The 15,438-nt window shown below is 73.6% G+C and carries 15 protein-coding genes, 1 tRNA gene and 3 pseudogenes; 10 read left to right on the top strand and 9 right to left on the bottom strand.

Features of this window, described 5'->3' with window-relative positions; genetic code table 11:
- Positions 1-11: 11 nt before the first annotated feature.
- Both AB0E62_RS18645 and AB0E62_RS18640 read right to left on the bottom strand, forming a co-directional pair.
- Positions 12-131, bottom strand: a pseudogene (locus tag AB0E62_RS18645) (VOC family protein); the annotation flags it as partial.
- A gap of 8 nt (positions 132-139) precedes the next feature.
- Positions 140-514 (bottom strand): annotated as a pseudogene (locus AB0E62_RS18640) (SAM-dependent methyltransferase); the annotation flags it as partial.
- Positions 515-614: 100 nt separating this feature from the next.
- Here AB0E62_RS18640 and AB0E62_RS18635 point away from each other — a divergent pair.
- Positions 615-782, top strand: a pseudogene (locus AB0E62_RS18635) (tRNA (adenosine(37)-N6)-threonylcarbamoyltransferase complex transferase subunit TsaD); the annotation flags it as partial.
- A 251-nt stretch (positions 783-1,033) separates the two neighbouring features.
- On the opposite strand, the gene AB0E62_RS18630 reads toward AB0E62_RS18635, so the two are convergent.
- A tRNA-Pro gene (locus tag AB0E62_RS18630) sits at positions 1,034-1,107 on the bottom strand.
- Between the two features lie 169 nt (positions 1,108-1,276).
- On the opposite strand from AB0E62_RS18630, the gene AB0E62_RS18625 reads away from it, so the two are divergent.
- Together AB0E62_RS18625 and cobF are read left to right on the top strand one after the other, a co-directional pair.
- Positions 1,277-1,783, top strand: coding sequence for a DUF309 domain-containing protein (locus AB0E62_RS18625; RefSeq protein ID WP_362194299.1), 507 nt, complete (start codon positions 1,277-1,279; stop codon positions 1,781-1,783).
- Positions 1,784-1,872: 89 nt separating this feature from the next.
- Positions 1,873-2,646 (top strand): precorrin-6A synthase (deacetylating), encoded by a 774-nt coding sequence (cobF, locus tag AB0E62_RS18620; RefSeq protein WP_362194296.1) that lies wholly within the window; start codon positions 1,873-1,875, stop codon positions 2,644-2,646.
- A gap of 263 nt (positions 2,647-2,909) precedes the next feature.
- Here cobF and AB0E62_RS18615 read toward each other — a convergent pair whose 3' ends face one another.
- From AB0E62_RS18615 to AB0E62_RS18595, 5 genes are all read right to left on the bottom strand, one after another.
- Positions 2,910-3,506 carry a GNAT family N-acetyltransferase gene (locus AB0E62_RS18615; protein ID WP_362194293.1) on the bottom strand — a complete coding sequence of 199 codons (597 nt, stop codon included), beginning with the start codon at positions 3,504-3,506 and terminating at the stop codon, positions 2,910-2,912.
- A 7-nt stretch (positions 3,507-3,513) separates the two neighbouring features.
- Positions 3,514-4,482 (bottom strand): MerR family transcriptional regulator, encoded by a 969-nt coding sequence (locus AB0E62_RS18610; RefSeq protein ID WP_362194290.1) that lies wholly within the window; start codon positions 4,480-4,482, stop codon positions 3,514-3,516.
- 90 nt (positions 4,483-4,572) lie between these two features.
- Positions 4,573-5,346 (bottom strand): sulfite exporter TauE/SafE family protein, encoded by a 774-nt coding sequence (locus tag AB0E62_RS18605; RefSeq protein WP_362194287.1) that lies wholly within the window; start codon positions 5,344-5,346, stop codon positions 4,573-4,575.
- Between the two features lie 209 nt (positions 5,347-5,555).
- A complete protein-coding gene (locus AB0E62_RS18600) occupies positions 5,556-7,067 on the bottom strand; it encodes a long-chain fatty acid--CoA ligase (RefSeq protein WP_362194284.1) in 1,512 nt (503 codons plus the stop codon).
- Positions 7,068-7,141: 74 nt separating this feature from the next.
- A complete protein-coding gene (locus AB0E62_RS18595; protein ID WP_362194281.1) occupies positions 7,142-8,329 on the bottom strand; it encodes a thiolase family protein in 1,188 nt (395 codons plus the stop codon).
- Between the two features lie 143 nt (positions 8,330-8,472).
- Between AB0E62_RS18595 and AB0E62_RS18590 the strand changes: the two genes are divergently transcribed.
- From AB0E62_RS18590 to AB0E62_RS18570, 5 genes are all read left to right on the top strand, one after another.
- Positions 8,473-9,282 carry a lysophospholipase gene (locus AB0E62_RS18590; RefSeq protein WP_362194278.1) on the top strand — a complete coding sequence of 270 codons (810 nt, stop codon included), beginning with the start codon at positions 8,473-8,475 and terminating at the stop codon, positions 9,280-9,282.
- Positions 9,283-9,686: 404 nt separating this feature from the next.
- Positions 9,687-10,178 carry a DNA starvation/stationary phase protection protein gene (locus tag AB0E62_RS18585; RefSeq protein WP_362194275.1) on the top strand — a complete coding sequence of 164 codons (492 nt, stop codon included), beginning with the start codon at positions 9,687-9,689 and terminating at the stop codon, positions 10,176-10,178.
- Positions 10,179-10,242: 64 nt separating this feature from the next.
- Positions 10,243-10,584, top strand: a complete 342-nt coding sequence (locus AB0E62_RS18580) for a DUF3140 domain-containing protein (protein WP_362194272.1) — start codon at positions 10,243-10,245, stop codon at positions 10,582-10,584.
- A gap of 3 nt (positions 10,585-10,587) precedes the next feature.
- Positions 10,588-11,235 (top strand): endonuclease, encoded by a 648-nt coding sequence (locus AB0E62_RS18575; protein WP_362194269.1) that lies wholly within the window; start codon positions 10,588-10,590, stop codon positions 11,233-11,235.
- A 64-nt stretch (positions 11,236-11,299) separates the two neighbouring features.
- Positions 11,300-12,151: an SAM-dependent methyltransferase gene (locus AB0E62_RS18570; RefSeq protein WP_362194266.1), complete on the top strand. Its 852-nt coding sequence runs from the start codon at positions 11,300-11,302 to the stop codon at positions 12,149-12,151.
- Between the two features lie 18 nt (positions 12,152-12,169).
- Here AB0E62_RS18570 and AB0E62_RS18565 read toward each other — a convergent pair whose 3' ends face one another.
- The gene (locus AB0E62_RS18565; RefSeq protein WP_362194263.1) at positions 12,170-13,024 is read right to left on the bottom strand and encodes a Cof-type HAD-IIB family hydrolase; all 855 of its coding nucleotides are present in this window, start codon (positions 13,022-13,024) and stop codon (positions 12,170-12,172) included.
- Between the two features lie 153 nt (positions 13,025-13,177).
- Here AB0E62_RS18565 and AB0E62_RS18560 point away from each other — a divergent pair, with 153 nt between their 5' ends.
- Both AB0E62_RS18560 and AB0E62_RS18555 read left to right on the top strand, forming a co-directional pair.
- Complete coding sequence (locus AB0E62_RS18560; protein WP_362194260.1) at positions 13,178-13,987, top strand: SAM-dependent methyltransferase; 810 nt, start codon at positions 13,178-13,180, stop codon at positions 13,985-13,987.
- A 47-nt stretch (positions 13,988-14,034) separates the two neighbouring features.
- The gene (locus tag AB0E62_RS18555; protein WP_362194257.1) at positions 14,035-15,438 is read left to right on the top strand and encodes a glutamine synthetase family protein; all 1,404 of its coding nucleotides are present in this window, start codon (positions 14,035-14,037) and stop codon (positions 15,436-15,438) included.

Genomic DNA, 15,438 nt, shown 5'->3' with positions numbered 1-15,438 from the left:
GGGCCCGCCGGTCACTCGTCGGCCGGGCCGAGTCCGAGGCGGTTGCCGTCGGGGTCGCGGAGTGCCGGTTCGCGCCCCCACGGCGCCGCCTCGATCCGGACCCCGAACCCCGCGGCCACGGCATCCAGGTCGACGGCACCTCCAGCGGCCGGCCCAGCCGGGCGGCGGCACAGGACACGGACGACGGGTGAGGGAGGTCCCGCAGGGTGTCGGCCTGTTCGGCGAGTGCGCGTCCGATGCCGTAGAGCATCGGGTCGTCGCCGGCCACCACGGCGATGCGGCGGCCCGCACGGGCGGCGAGCAGACGGGGGACGGCGGGGCGCAGGGGCGAAGGCCGGGCGAGTCGCTCGCCGGCGCACTCGGCGGGCAGCAGGCCGAGTTGCCCTCTGCCTCCGATGAGTACCTCGGCTGGGCGCAACGCCGAACGGGAGGGTCCGGCGAGCCCCCTCCAGCCGTCGGCCCCGGTTCCGACGACGGTGACGGCGGAGGGCGGACCTTGTCGGGCGGGGGTCACTGCTGGCTGCCTCGGAGTTCGGGGGGCGACAGGGGCGCACTCTACTAAGCCGCTCACCCGTGCGACCGAGCCCGGGTCAAAGGGGAGCACGGGCTCTCCGATCGTTCTCGGAATCGAGTCGTCGTGTTCGTCGTGTGGCGAGTCCGGTGCGGGGCTCGTCAGGAACGGGCGCCTGCTCGGGCATGCCGTGGCATCGAACCTGGAGGAGCACGCCCGCTTCGGCGGAGCGGTGCCCGAGATCGCGTCCCGCGCCCACCTCCACGCCCTGCGCTCCGGCCGACGCCCGTGCCCGCGCGACAGGCGGCCCGACGGACAGGGCGGCCCTGCGTGAGGTGCTCGGCGAACACGGTCCGACCGGCTGGCGCGCGTCTTGCTGATATGAGGCCGGGGAGGTGGAACGGCTCCGGGGTGAGTTCCGGAGTTCGTTGCGGGAGCCTGGTCCCCGGCTGGTCCCCGAAAACGGCCGAGGGCCGGTTTCGGATGTCTCCGAAACCGGCCCTGACCTGCGACTCTCACGAGTCGGGACGACAGGATTTGAACCTGCGACCCCTTGACCCCCAGTCAAGTGCGCTACCAAGCTGCGCCACGTCCCGTCGCACTTCCGCGGTGCCCCGCGTGATCGTGCGGACAGCACTTTACCCCACACCGGCGGGTGCGCCGAAGACGGCCGGACGCAGAACCCCACAAGACGGGACTAGGCAAGACAAAACAGGAACCGGGGCCGGGGCGCGGCGGGAGATCCGGCGGGGGACAATCGGCGGTATGACGAACTCGGGGGCATCGGGTGCCAGGGATCGGGACACGGCCGGGCGGGCCCGGAACGCGCGGCCCCGGGACGGGCTGGGGCGTCCCCTGCCGTACGGCGCCGAGGGCGTTCCCCGGCAGCCGGAAGGGGTCCTGCGGGCGCCGCGGGAGACCGTCGGCGAGGCGCAGACGCTGCTGGCCGCCGGGCGGCCGTTCCACGCGCACGAGGTGTTCGAGGACGCCTGGAAGTCGGGACCGGGCGAGGAGCGCCCGCTGTGGCGGGGGCTGGCGCAGCTGGCCGTGGGACTCACCCACGCGGCCCGGGGGAACTCCGTCGGCGGGGCCCGGCTGCTGCGGCGGGGCGCCGGCGCGGTCGAGGCGTGGGCGGCCGAGCGGGGCGAGGACCGGCCCTACGGGCTGGACCTGCCCGGCCTCAGCCGGTGGGCACGGGAGCTGGCGGGGCGGGTGGAGCACGTCCCCGCACCGGTCGACCCGCGCGCCGAGGCACCCCGGCTGGGGCCCTGAGCATCGCTCCGGGCGGCCCCGGGCACGTACGTCGCCGGGGGTACGGAGGCGGTGGACGCACGGTCGGTGGCATGCGGCAGACTCGGGGCGTGCGAAAGATCCATGTCATCGGTATCGGCGCGGGCGACCCCGACCAGCTGACCCTTCAGGCGGTCAAGGCGCTGCGGAGCACCGACGTGTTCTTCCTCCTCGGCAAGGGCGAGGTGAAGATCGACCTGACCCAGCTCCGCCGGGACATGCTGGACGCGCATCTGCCGGCCGGTTCGTACCGGGTGGTGGAGGCCCGCGACCCGGAGCGGGACCGCTCGGCGGGCGGGCCGGCCTACTCCCCGGCCGTCGGGGACTGGCGCAGCGCCCGCGCCGGGATCTACGAGCGGCTGATCGCCGGGGAGCTGGACGAGGACGGCACCGGCGCGTTCCTGGTCTGGGGGGATCCCGCGCTGTACGACAGCACGCTCGGCATCCTGGAGGAGGTGCTGGAGCGGGGCGCGGTGGAGTTCACGTACGACGTGGTGCCCGGCATCAGCAGCGTCTCGGCCCTGGTCGCGCGGCACCGCACGGGGCTGAACCGGGTCGCCCGGCCGGTGCAGATCACCACGGGACGGCGGCTGGCCGAGGGCTTCCCGGAGGGGGTGGACGACGTGGTCGTGATGCTGGACGCGCACCAGGCCTTCCGGCGGTACGCCGAGGAGGACATAGACATCTACTGGGGTGCGTACATAGGCACGCCGGACGAGATCCTCGTCTCCGGCCCGATCGCCGAGGCCGCCCCGCGCATCGAGCGGCTGCGCGCCGAGGCGCGGGAGCGCAAGGGCTGGATCATGGATACGTACCTGCTGCGCAGGCATCCGGCGGAGGACTGACCCGCACGGCCGCCGGGTGCCGGACCGAGCGGCCCGCACAGGCCCCGGGCCGGGCAGCCGGGACCGGAACGGGGCCGAGCGCCGCGGAACCCCGGTGCGCGGTTCCTCTGACCTCGCAGGACGCCGATGGGCGCACCGGTGGCCGGTCGGACGTGCCGCGCACCTCCCGGCACCGCTCGCGGGTCCCCGTGCACGCGGTCTTCCGCTCGACCGGTACGCCGATGGCCATGCCCGGCTCGCCGGCGCGGACACGTTCGGCGAAATCATCCTGACGTGCGGCGGTCGGACGCTGTCGAGTGCGGCCGAATGGCGGTGACGTACTGGTCCGACGTCAACTCGAACACCCGTACTCGCCGACCGCCGGTGGGATGCACGGTCTCACGGACCGGACGCATTCCCAGTTTGGTCATGATCCGTTCGGAGGCGTCGTTGCCCACTTGAGCGATGCTGACGATCCGCTCCAGCCCTCGTTCCTCGAACCCGAACCGTACGGCGGCCGCGGCGGCCTCGGTGGCCAGGCCCTGCCCCCAGTGGGGACGTCCCAGCCGCCAGCCGACCTCGACTGCGGGCAGTACCTCCGGCAAGAAGCGGGGCACCGAAAGGCCGGTGAACCCGGCCAGCTCGCCGGTGGACCGGATCTCCACGGCGAACAGGCCGAAGCCCTGCGCCTCCCATTCCCTCTCCCATGCCTGGATCCCGTCGCGCGTCTGCTGTTCGTCACGGACGCTGCCGTCGCGGATCCACCGCATGACCTCGGGATCGGCATGGATGGCAGCCATGGGCGCAACGTCTTCCTCACGCCAGCGGCGCAGGACCAGACGAGGAGTCTCAAGCGTGACTGTCCGGTCATCACGGGTCATGACGCCCTCAGTTCACGGAGTTGTCGCGTAGCCAGGCCAAGACCTGCTGGGCGTGCGTGTCGGGAGGGAAGACCGGGTAGAAGACGTGCTCGATCACCCCGTCGCGGATGACGAGGGTGAGTCGTTTGAACAGGGTCAGCCCGTCCACCTCGAACGTGGGCAGCCCGAGTGCCGCGGCCAGGTCCAGCACAGGGTCGGACAACATCGCGAAGGGCAGGCGGAGCCGTTCGACGACCTCGCGTTGATAGGTGGTCTCCTGGCTGGACAGGCCGAACACCCGCCTCGCTCCGGCCGCGAGAAGCTCCTGGTGGTGATCGCGGAAGTCGCAGGCTTCGGTGGTGCAGCCCCGTGCTCCGGGGATGGAGTTCCAGCCGTGCGGCAGGTCGGCTTCCGGGCGGCCCGTGAGCGGGTAGAGGTAGATGACCGTGCGGCCGGTGCCGAGGGCATCGATACGGATCGTCTCGCCCGTGGTGCTGGGCAGTTCGAGGTGGGGCGCCTTCAGGCCGGGAAGGTGGTCGGCCGCGCCGTCATCCTCCGGAACGGGTAGGTTCTCGGGCAGCCGGTACAAGTCGCTCATGGCGTGCTCTCCGTGGTCGGGCGGTGTCGTGCCGCTATGGCGGTGAGCGGCCTGTCTCAGGTGCGAGATCAGGGTCGCGCGGCGGGAGGTCAGGACCTCGATCCGTTCGGTCAGCTCGTCGATGGCCTCCCGATAGCCGGCCATCGACGCCGGGCAGTCGTCGGCGTGCTGTTGCCCGGCCGCCAAGCACTCCAGGAACGGCCGGGTGCGTTCCACCGCGATCCCGAGGCCGCTGAGAGCCCTGATTTCGCGCACCGCACGCACGTCGTTCTCGTCGTACTCCCGGTACCCGTTGGCCAGACGGCGCGGAGTGATCAGCCCCAGCGATTCGTAGTAGCGGACCGCCTTGACCGTCACGCCGGCGGATCTGGCCAACTCGCCGATTTTCATGCCGCTCATCTCCACGGACGCTAAACCCTGCCCTCAAGGGCAACGTCAACCACTCGTCCAAGGCTCTCATCGGCGGCCCGTCGGGCCGGCCGTCACACCCTAGGGCAGCAGCAGTTGTACGCCGCCCACGATCGTCGCCGCGATGACGAGTTGTTCGAAGAGTCGCTGGTGGATCCGGTTCACAGCCAGTTTGCCGAGCAGCGCACCGGGCACGACGAACACCGCGAGCGCGGCGTCAAGGAGCAGGGAGCGCCCGTCGATCAGGCCCAGGCCCACGCTGAACGGCACCTTCGAGACGTTCACGATGAGGAAGAAGAAGGCGGAGGTGCCGAGGAAGCCCAGCTTCCGGAAACCGGCGGACAGCAGATACAGCGACATCACCGGCCCGGCCGCGTTGGCGACCATCGTGGTGAACCCGCCGAGCACGCCGTAGGAGCGGGCCTTCACCCGGCCCGCCCGGTTCGTCACCGCCTCCGGTGCCGGCGGGGTCTCGGCCGTCCGCCGGCGCCATACCGTCACCCCGGCCATGAACAGCAGGATCGCGCCGATCGAAACCCGCACCGTCCCGTCACCGGCCCACACCAGGAACAGGGTGCCGGCCACCAGGCCCGCCGCGACGGCCGGGAACAGCCGCCACAGCGTGGGCCAGTGCGCGTGCCGCCGGTAGGTGAGGACGGCGAGCACGTCCCCGGTGATCAGGAGGGGCAGCAGTACGCCGGTGGAGGCGCGGGCGGGCAGGACCGCCGCGAAGATCGCGAGGCTGACCGTGTTGGCCCCGCTGACCGCGGTCTTGGAGAAGCCGACGAGTACGGCCGCGAAGGCGAGCGCGGCGAACTCCCAGCCTGATATGTGCCAGAGCGTCATCGTGTTCATCCGGGGGCCGATGTTATGCGCATGATCAGCTCGCGCGTAAGGACCGTCTCGCGAGCCGGTCCATGACACCACCGGGCCACCCTCGTCCGGCCGGCGGCACGGCCCGTAGGACCGCGGGCGGGCCGTACTCCCCACGCCGGTCACGCCGACGGGCCGCACTCCGCACGCCGGTCACCGGCCCCCGTACCGCCCGGGCAGCCCCCGCCGCGCTACCGCCCCGTGTACCGTGCCCGCAGCTCCCGCTTGAGCACCTTCATGCTGGGGCCGAGCGGCAGGGCGTCCGCGAACTCCACGCGGCGCGGGTACTTGTGCCGGCCCAGGTGTTCCTTCGCCCACTCGGTGAGGGCTGCGGCGTCCGGGGCGGTGCCCGGGGCCGGGACGACGACGGCGCACACCTCCTCGCCGTGCAGTTCGTCGGGCAGGCCGATGACGGCGGCCTGGGCGATCTCCGGGTGCCGCATCAGGACCTCCTCGACCTCCCGTGGGTACACGTTGTAACCGCCGCGGATGATGATGTCCTTCTTGCGGTCGACGATCCTCAGGAAGCCCTCGTCGTCCTTGGTGCCGAGGTCGCCGGTGCGGAACCAGCCGTCCACCAGGGCCTCGGCGGTGGCCTCCGGACGGCCCAGGTAGCCGGAGAAGACGTTGTGGCCGCGGATGACGACCTCGCCCAGCTCGCCGGGCGGCAGCAGTTCGACGCGGTCCTCCACCTCGGCACGGGCGATCTCCGCGTCGACGCCCCACAGCGGGTGCCCGATGGTGCCGGCCTTGGCACCGAACACCGGCTGGTTGACGGTGGCGGCCGGCGAGGTCTCCGACAGCCCGTACCCCTCGTAGACCCGCGCCCCGAACGCGGCCTCGAACCGCTCCAGGACCGCGACCGGGAGGGAGGCCCCGCCGGAGATGCACACCCGCAGCCCGGGCAGCCGTTCTGCGTCGGCGGCCGCCGCGGCGAGGGCGACGAACATGGTGGGCACGCCGTGGAAGGTGTTCACGTCCTCCTCGACCATCAGCCGGATGGCCCGGGCCGCGTCGAAGCGGGGCAGCAGCACGAGCGTGGCGCCCGCCCGCCAGGTGGAGTTCAGCGAGACCGTCTGGCCGAAGGCGTGGAACAGCGGGAGCGCGCCGAGGGCGATGTCGTCGGCGCGGATGTCGTGCGCGTCGAAGGCGTTGACGGTCGCGTTCATCACCAGGTTGAAGTGGCTGAGGACGGCGCCCTTGGGGACACCGGTCGTCCCGCTGGTGTAGAAGACCACCGCCGGGTCGTCGGCGGCCCGGGTGACGTACGTGGGCAACGGCTCGGCGTCGGCCGCCAGTTTGTCCAGCTCCTCGCCGAGGGTGACCACGCGGACCCCGGCCGCCTCGGCCGCGGCCCGGCCGGTCGCGGCCTGGGCCGGGTGGACGAGCAGCACGGTGGCCCCGCTGTCCTTGAGGACGTGCTCGACCTCGCCGGCCGACAACAGCAGATGGACGGGGACGACGACACCGCCCGCCGCGGCGATCGCGTAGTAGGCGACCGGGAACTCCGCGGTGTTCGGCGCCATGAGGGCGACGTGGTCGCCGGGCCGCACGCCGAGGCCGGTGAGCGCGCCCGCCCGGGCCAGCGCCCGCTGCCACACCTCGGCGAAGGTGAGCCGCAGTTCCCCCTCGACCAGGGCGGTCTTGCGGGGGCGGCGCCGGGCGTTCTCGGCGAGAATGGCGGCGACGGACAGGGTTGCCATGGAGTGCTGCTCCGTTTCCTTGCTGCGGCTCGTGCTACCGGATCCCCGTGCGGGGAGCCCCCGTTGATGACGCCTCAGTGCCGTTCGACCAGCACCGCGCTGCCCTGCCCCACGCCCACGCACATGGTGGCGAGGCCGCGCCGGGCGCCCGTGCGCCGCATGCGGTGCAGCAGGGTGGTCAGGATGCGGGCGCCGGAACAGCCGAGGGGGTGGCCGAGGGCGATGGCACCGCCGGTGGGGTTCACCAGGTCGGGATCCAGACCCAGTTGGTCGACGCAGGCGAGGGCCTGGGCGGCGAACGCCTCGTTCAGCTCGGCCTCCTGGAGGTCCCCGATCTCCCAGCCGGCCCGGGTGAGCACCTTGCGGGTGGCGGGGACCGGGCCGAGGCCCATCACGTCGGGATGGACGCCCGCGGAGGCGCCCGCGACGTACCGGCCGAGGGACTCCAGACCCAGTTCGTTCAGTGCCTCTTCGCTGACCAGCAGCAGGCCGGCGGCGCCGTCGTTCATCGGGGAGGCGTTCCCGGCGGTGACGGTGCCGTCCGCGCGGAAGGCCGGCTTGAGGCGGGCCAGCTTCTCCAGGGAGGTGTCCTCGCGGACGCACTCGTCGTGCTCGACGGTGACTCCGTCCGGCCGCTCCACGGGCAGGAGTTCGTCGTCGAAGTGGCCGTTCTTGCGGGCGGCGGCGGCGAGTTGGTGGCTGCGCAGGGCGAACTCGTCCTGCCGGGCGCGGGAGATGCCGAGGCGGGCGGCGACCTCCTCGGCGGTCTCGCCCATGGAGAGCAGGCCGTGCAGTTCCTTCATGGCGGGGTTGACCAGCCGCCAGCCGAGCCGGGTGTCGTAGGTCTCCATGCGGTGCGGCAGTGCCTCGTCGGGCCGGGGCAGGACGAAGGGGGCGCGGCTCATGGACTCCGAGCCGCCGGCGATCACGATGTCGGCCTCGCCCGCGGCGATGGCGCGGGCGGCGGCGGTGACCGCTTCGAGCCCGGAGGCGCACAGCCGGTTGACGGTGGCGCCGGGCACGGAGTCGGGCAGTCCGGCGAGCAGGGCGGCCATGCGGGCGACGTTGCGGTTGTCCTCGCCGGCCTGGTTGGCGGCGCCCCAGTACACGTCGTCGATGCGGGCCGGGTCGAGCGCGGGCACGTCGGCCACCAGGTGGCGGATCACGGTGGCGGCCAGATCGTCGGGGCGGACCGAGGAGAGGGCACCGCGTACCTTGCCGATGGGGGTGCGGCGGGCGGTCGCGAAGTGGACGGGACGCACGGCGGGACTCCTGACCTACGACATTGTGGATCACGGATCTGTGCAGCGCCCGTTAATTAGCACTGCTAGTTTTGGACTATAGACCTCCGGCGGCCCCGCTGGGAAGCTCCCCCGGGGCCTTCGCGGGGGCGACGGGAGGAGACATGCACCACGTCCGCGAGCACGTCCTCGACGGCACGCACGGGACTCTCGCCGTACGCGAGTGGCCGCATCCGGAGCCCCGCCTGCTGGCGCTCCTGGTGCACGGGTACGGCGAGCACGCCGCCCGGTACGACGAACTGGCCGGCGTGCTCACCGGGTACGGGGCCGCCGTCTACGCGCCCGACCACGCCGGTCACGGCCGGTCGGCCGGGGAGCGGGTGCTGATCGAGGACTTCGAGGACGTGGTCACCGACGTGCACGCGGTGGCCGGCCTCGCCCGGGCCGCGCGTCCCGGCCTGCCGCTGGTCCTGCTCGGCCACTCGATGGGCGGGCTGATCGCGGCCCGCTACGCGCAGCGGTACGGCGACGGGCTGAGCGCGCTGGTGCTGTCCGCACCGGTGATCGGCGCCTGGGAGCTGCCGGGGCGGCTGCTGGCCCTGGAGGAGATCCCGGACACCCCGGTCAGTCCGTCCGCGCTCTCCCGCGACCCGGCCGTGGGCGCGGCGTACGCGGCCGATCCGCTGGTGTGGCACGGACCCATGAAGCGGCCGACGCTCCGGGCGTTCGCCCGCACCCTGGAAACGGTCGCCGAGGGCGGTGACGTGGGCCCGTTGCCGCTGCTGTGGCTGCACGGCGACGACGACCGCCTGGTACCGCTGTCCGGGAGCCGGCCAGGGGTGGAGCGGCTGAGCGGCGGCCGGCTGACCGGACGCGTCTTCCCGGGAGCGCGGCACGAGGTGTTCCACGAGACGGACCGCGCGACGGCCCACGCCGAGCTGCTCCGCTTCCTGGACGGGGTACTGACCGGCTGACCGGCTGACCGGCTGACCGGCTGACCGGCTGACCGGCTGACCGGCTGACCGGCTGACCGGCTGACCGGGCAAGGCTACGACGCGCCGGGCGCCGCCCCTCCCCCGACATCGGCGGGAGCCACCGGCGCTCCGCGGGCCCGCCTCCGCCCCGCCGGTCGGGCGGGAGCCCGGACGGCCGGGCGCGCCGCCCCCGCTCCTCACTCCCCACTCCCCGCTCCCCGCTCCCCGCTGATCGTCCGGCGTCCCCGCGCAGCCGGCCGTCTCCCCGCCGTCCCGGCCGACCCTTCGCATGCCTCTCGTGCCCCTCACCGCCCCCGCTGATCAGCCGGTTTGCTCGCGCATGCCCGGGGCACCCGCCTTTTCGGACATCACTGAGGAAGTTGAGGAAAGGGGATCCGCCCACCATGACCGTGGTCAAGAGCACACTTCCCGAAGAGGCACTCGGCGTCACCGGCACCGCCCTTCAGGACACCCTGGTCGACCTGCTCGGGCTGTCGCTGGTCGGCAAGCAGGCGCACTGGAACGTCGTGGGCCCGCGGTTCCGTTCGATCCACCTCCAGCTGGACGAGGTGGTCGCCACGGCCCGCGCCCACTCCGACACCGTGGCCGAGCGGGCCGCCGCGCTGGGCGTGTCGCCGGACGGCCGGCCCGAGACCATCGCGGCGACCTTCGCGCTGCCCGGTACCAAGGACGGCTGGCTGCGGGACACGGAGGTCGTGGAGCTGATGGTGTCCTCGCTGGAGGCGGCCATCGGCCGGCTGCGGGAGCGGATCGAGGCGACCGAGAAGGCCGACCCGGTCACCCAGGACCTGCTGATCGCCATCACCGCCGACCTCGAGAAGCAGCGCTGGATGTTCGAGGCCGAGAACCACCCGCGCGAGACGTCCGCCGGCTGAGCCGCGGCCCCGCACGCCGGCCCCGCCCCGGCGGGGCAGAACACGGACACGGAAGGGGGAACCCATGGCCGATTCGCTGGAACTCGGCGCACTGTGGGACGACTTCCACCGCGTGGTGAACATGAGCTCGGCGGAGCTCGCGGCCTGGCTGAAGGTCCGGGACGCCGACGAGGAGACCGAACCGCTGCCGGAGCGGGCGGGCAGCGAGACCGGCCAGCACGTCCTGGCGATCCTGCAGAAGCGCCGTACCGACCTGACCGAGGACGACGTACGGGTGATGCGGCAGGTCGTGGACACGGTCGGTGAACTGGTGGACGTGGAGAACGAGCCCGAGGCGGAGAGCGCCCGGGACAGCGGCCGTCGGCACCGGCTGATGACGCTGGGCCACGACCCGCTCAAGCCGTAGGCCGTGAACCGCGACGCACGCGTGCTGCGGGAGCTGGTGTCCGGGTACGGGCGGACGTTCGCCGAGGAGGCGGGCATCCCGCTCAAGGACACCCCGCAGTCGCTGTACCGGCTGCTGGTGCTGTCCCTGCTGCTCAGCGCCCGGATCCGGACCTCGGTCGCGGTGGCCGCCGCATGCGCGCTGCACGACGAAGGCCTGGACAGCCCGCGCCGGATGGCCGACGCCGGCCGGCGACGGCGGGTGGACGCGCTCGGCCGGGCCGGCTACCGCCGGTACGACGAACGGACCGCCGCCCAGCTCGGGGACGGCGCCGAACTGATCGAGGAGCGCTGGGGCGGCGATCTGCGCCGGCTGCACCGGGAGGCGGAGGGCGACGTCGGCGCCCTGCGGGAACTCCTCCAGGAGGAGCCCGGCATCGGGCCGGCCGGCGCCGGCATCTTCCTGCGCGAGGCACAGCGGGTGTGGCCGGACGTGGCGCCGTACCTGGACGGCAAGGCGCTTTCCGGCGCCGGGCGGCTCGGCCTGCCCGAGGACCCCGAGCGGCTGACCGCGCTGGCCGGGGACACCCAGCCGGCCGTGCTGGCCGCCGCGCTGGTCCGGGCGGCGCTCGATCGACAGGTGGCCGAGGAGTGTCTGCGCCGGGCCGGATGATCGTGCCAGACTCTCCCCACGCGTCCCGGACGACCGTCGGGACCGCACGGGGAGGGACTGACGCATGACGGACACCGGGGCGGACATCCAGGTCACCCAGGGCACCCAGGGCATTCAGGGCACCCGGGGCATCCAGCAGGTCATCGACACCACCCGGCCGCATCCGGCCCGGGTGTACGACTGGTACCTCGGCGGCAAGGACAACTATCCGGTCGACGAGGAACTCGGCCGGCGCATCGCGGCGATCGACGGGGGTTCGGCGCCGCGGGCCGCCCGGGCCAACCGGGCGTTCATGCGCCGGGCCACCCGCGCGCTGGCGACGGAGCACGGCATCGGGCAGTTCCTGGACATCGGCACCGGCATACCGACCGAGCCCAACCTGCACCAGGTCGCCCAGGCCGTGACCCCCGACGCCCGGGTGGTCTACGTCGACAACGACCCCATCGTGCTGGCCCACGCGGGCGCCCTGCTGGTCGGCACCCCGCAGGGCGTGACCGAGTACGTTCAGGCCGACGCCCGCGACCCGCACACCATCCTGGAACGGGCCGCTCGCGTCCTGGACCTCGGCCGCCCGGTCGCCCTCTCGCTCATCGCCCTGCTGCACTTCGTCGCCGACGAGGACGGCGCCCGTGACCTGGTCGGCACGCTGGTCGACGCGCTGGCCCCGGGCAGCGCGCTGGTGCTGTCGACCATGACCGCCGACTTCGAGCCGGAGAACGTGCACAAGGGCATCGCCGCCTACGCGGCGGGCGGGGTGACCCTCGTGGCCCGCTCGCACGCCGAGGTGAGCGGGTTCTTCGCCGGGCTCGGCCTGCTGGAGCCGGGCATCGTGCCGGTGGCGGACTGGCGCCCCGACGAGCCGCCGGCCGGCGGCGGCCCGGTCTCCCTGTACGGCGGGGTCGCGCTCAAGCCCTGAGCCCGGCCGGAGGTCCGGTCAGAGGTCCAGCACGCGGGCGATGGTCCGCAGCACGCCGGCGTCGTTGTTGGACGGGGCGAGGTGGCGGGCCCGGCGGATCACCTCGGGGTGGGCGCCCGCCATGGCGAAGGACCACTCGGCGGCGTCGAGCATCTCCAGGTCGTTCAGGTAGTCGCCGAACACCATGGTCTGGGCCGGGGTGACGCCGAGCGCCCGCTGGAGGCGGCGCACGGCGGCGCCCTTGTTCGCGGTGCGGTTCATCACGTCCACCCAGTGCTCGCCGGAGACGACGACCTGGTGGGTGGCGGCGAAGGCGGCGAGGGCCGGGGCGACGGTGTGCTCGGCGGCTCCGAAGCCGAAGACCGCCACCTTGATCATGTCGTCCTCGACGGCGGTGACGTCCTCGACGATCCGGTGTTCGGCGTAGTACTGGCGCACCTCGGCGAGGAACGCCTCGTCGGTCCGCTCGACGTACGCCGCCCGCTTGCCGCAGACGACGGCGCCGACGTCCGCGCCGTCCGCGGCCAGCCGCCGCACCGTGCGCGCCAGCTCCGCCGCGACCGTCCCGTCCAGCGGGTCGGAGGCGAGTTCCACGCCGTCGCGGACCACGTACGTGCCGTTCTCCGCGATGAACACCATGCCGTCGGCGACCCGCTCGAACTGCCGGTACAGGGTCGCGTACTGCCGTCCGCTGGCCGGGCTGAACACCACCCCGCGGCGGCGCAGCCCGGCGAGCACCGGCCACAGTCCGTCGGGAATCCGCTTGGCGTCGTCCAGCAGCGTCCCGTCCATGTCGGTGACGATCAGCCGGATGTCGGCGGGCCCGGCGGGCGGCGCGGCGGTGTCGGACAGGGGGGCGGGTATCGCGGGCATGTCGTGCTTCCGGTCGGGTGCGGGGATACCGGTCCAGTGTTCCTCATCCGCCCGGCGGGCCCGGAACCGCCGGGGTGATCCGTCACCCGGGACAGCGCGATCACCGGCAGGCACAATGACGGCGGAGAAACGCATGTGAGAAGGGGCGGACAGGTGGGCGAGGGGCGCTTCCCGGCGACCGGGACGGCACGGCTGGACACGAGCGTGGCGCACAACGCGCGGGTCTGGAACCACTGGCTGGGCGGCAAGGACAACTACGAGGTCGACCAGCGGGTGGGCGAGCAGATCGCCGGGATGTTCCCGGTGATCCGGGCCGTGGCCCGCGCGGACCGGGAATTCCTGGGCCGGGCGGTGCGCTTCCTGGCCGCCGAGCGCGGGATACGGCAGTTCCTCGACATCGGCACCGGCCTGCCCACCGCCGACAACACCCACGAGACGGCCCAGCGGATCGCCCCCGAGTCCCGGATCGTGTACGTCGACAACGACCCGATCGTGCTGGTGCACGCCCGCTCGCTGCTGACCAGCTCGCCCGAGGGCGCCACCGACTACCTCGACGCCGACGTGCGCGACCCGGACGCCGTCGTGCGCGGCGCCGCCCGGACCCTCGATCTGGACCGGCCGGTCGCGGTGATGATGCTGGGCATCCTGAACTTCGTACCGGACACCGGCGAGGCCCGGGAGATCGTGCGGCGGATCATGGCGGCGGTCCCCTCCGGCAGCTGTCTGGTGCTCACCCACCCGACCTACGACGCCGAGGCGGGCGGCGCGGGCAACGTCGCCGCGATGGAGTTCTGGAACGCCCACGCCACCCCGCCGATCACCGCCCGCAGCCGCGAGGGGATCGCCGGCTTCCTCGACGGCCTGGAGCCGGTCGAGCCCGGGCTGGTGCCGTGCTCGCGGTGGCGCGCCGCGGCGGAGGCCGCCGTGGTGCCGCAGTACGGCGCGGTCGCCGTGAAACCCTGACACCGGGCCCGGCCGTCCCCCGCCGGCCGGGCCGTCGAGGAGGACACATGACCACACTCGCCGACCCCCGGCCCGGCGGCCGCCCCGGCGACCTGGACCGGGTGCCCGCCCTCACCGCGGACCTGGCGTCCCGGGGCGTGCACGGCATCGTCCTGGCGTATGTGGACACGGCGGGCGTCTGCCGGGTCAAGACCATCCCGACGGCCCGGCTGGAGGCGGCCGTGGCCTGGGGGGTCGGCATGTCGCCGGTGTTCGACACGTTCCTCGCGGACGACTCCGTCGTCACCACCGGCGCCCTCGGCTCCCCCGACGGCGACCTCAGGCTCTACCCCGACCTGGACCACCTCGTACCGCTGGCCGGGCAGCCCGGCTGGGCGTGGGCGCCGGTGGACCGGATCACCCAGGAGGGCGCGCGGCACCCCGGCTGTGCCCGGACCTTCCTGCGCCGGACCGTCACCGACGCCGCCGACCGCCACGGCCTCACGTTCAGGGCGGCGATCGAGATCGAGTGGGCCGTCGGCGCCGGCTCCGCGCCCGCCGGCGAGTTCCTCCCGGCGGCCACCGGACCGGCCTACGGCGCCGTCCGGCAGGTGGAGCTGAGCGACTACACCGCCGAACTGCTGGCCGCGCTCGCCGCCCAGGGCGTGGACGTCGACCAGATCCACCCCGAGTACGCGCCCGCGCAGTTCGAGGTGTCGGTGGGCGCGCTGGACCCGGTGGCGGCGGCCGACCGCAGCGTGCTGGTGCGGCAGACCATCCGGGCGGTGGCCCAGCGGCACCGGCTGCGGGTCTCCTTCGCGCCCGCCTACCTCCCCGAGGGGGTCGGCAACGGCGGCCATCTGCACCTGTCCTGCTGGCGCGACGGGGCGAACCTGCACTCCGGCGGCGAGGGCCGGTACGGCATGACGGCCACCGCCGAGTCGTTCCTCGCCGGGGTCCTCGCCCATCTGCCCGGCCTGACCGCGGTGACCGCGCCGAGCCCGGCCAGCTATCTGCGGCTCCAGCCCTCCCAGTGGGCGGGGGTGTTCACGGCCTGGGGCCGGGAGACCCGCGAGGCCGCCCTGCGGATCGTCACCGGCACCGCCGGCCGCCGGGACCAGGACGCCAACATGGAGGTCAAGCCCGTCGACCTGGCCGCCAACCCGTATCTGGCCCTCGGCTGCGTGATCGCCGCCGGCCTCGACGGCGTCTCGGCGGGCCGCCCGCTGCCCGGGGAGATCACCGGCGACCCGGTACGGTACGGCCCCGACGAGGCGGCGGCGCTGGGCGTGCGGCGGCTGCCGCGGTCGCTGCCGCGGGCCGTGGAGGAGTTCCGCGCGGACCCGGTGCTGCGGGCCGCGCTGGGCCCGCACCTCGCCGACGCCGTGTGCGCCGTACGGCTCGGTGAGGCGGCGGCCGCCGAGGGGCTCACCCCCACCGCGCTGGCGGCGGCCTACCGCTGGGCGTACTGA

This window comes from Streptomyces sp. NPDC038707, from assembly GCF_040636485.1.
GTDB lineage: Bacteria > Actinomycetota > Actinomycetes > Streptomycetales > Streptomycetaceae > Streptomyces.
This window is presented reverse-complemented; position numbering and strand designations above follow the sequence as displayed.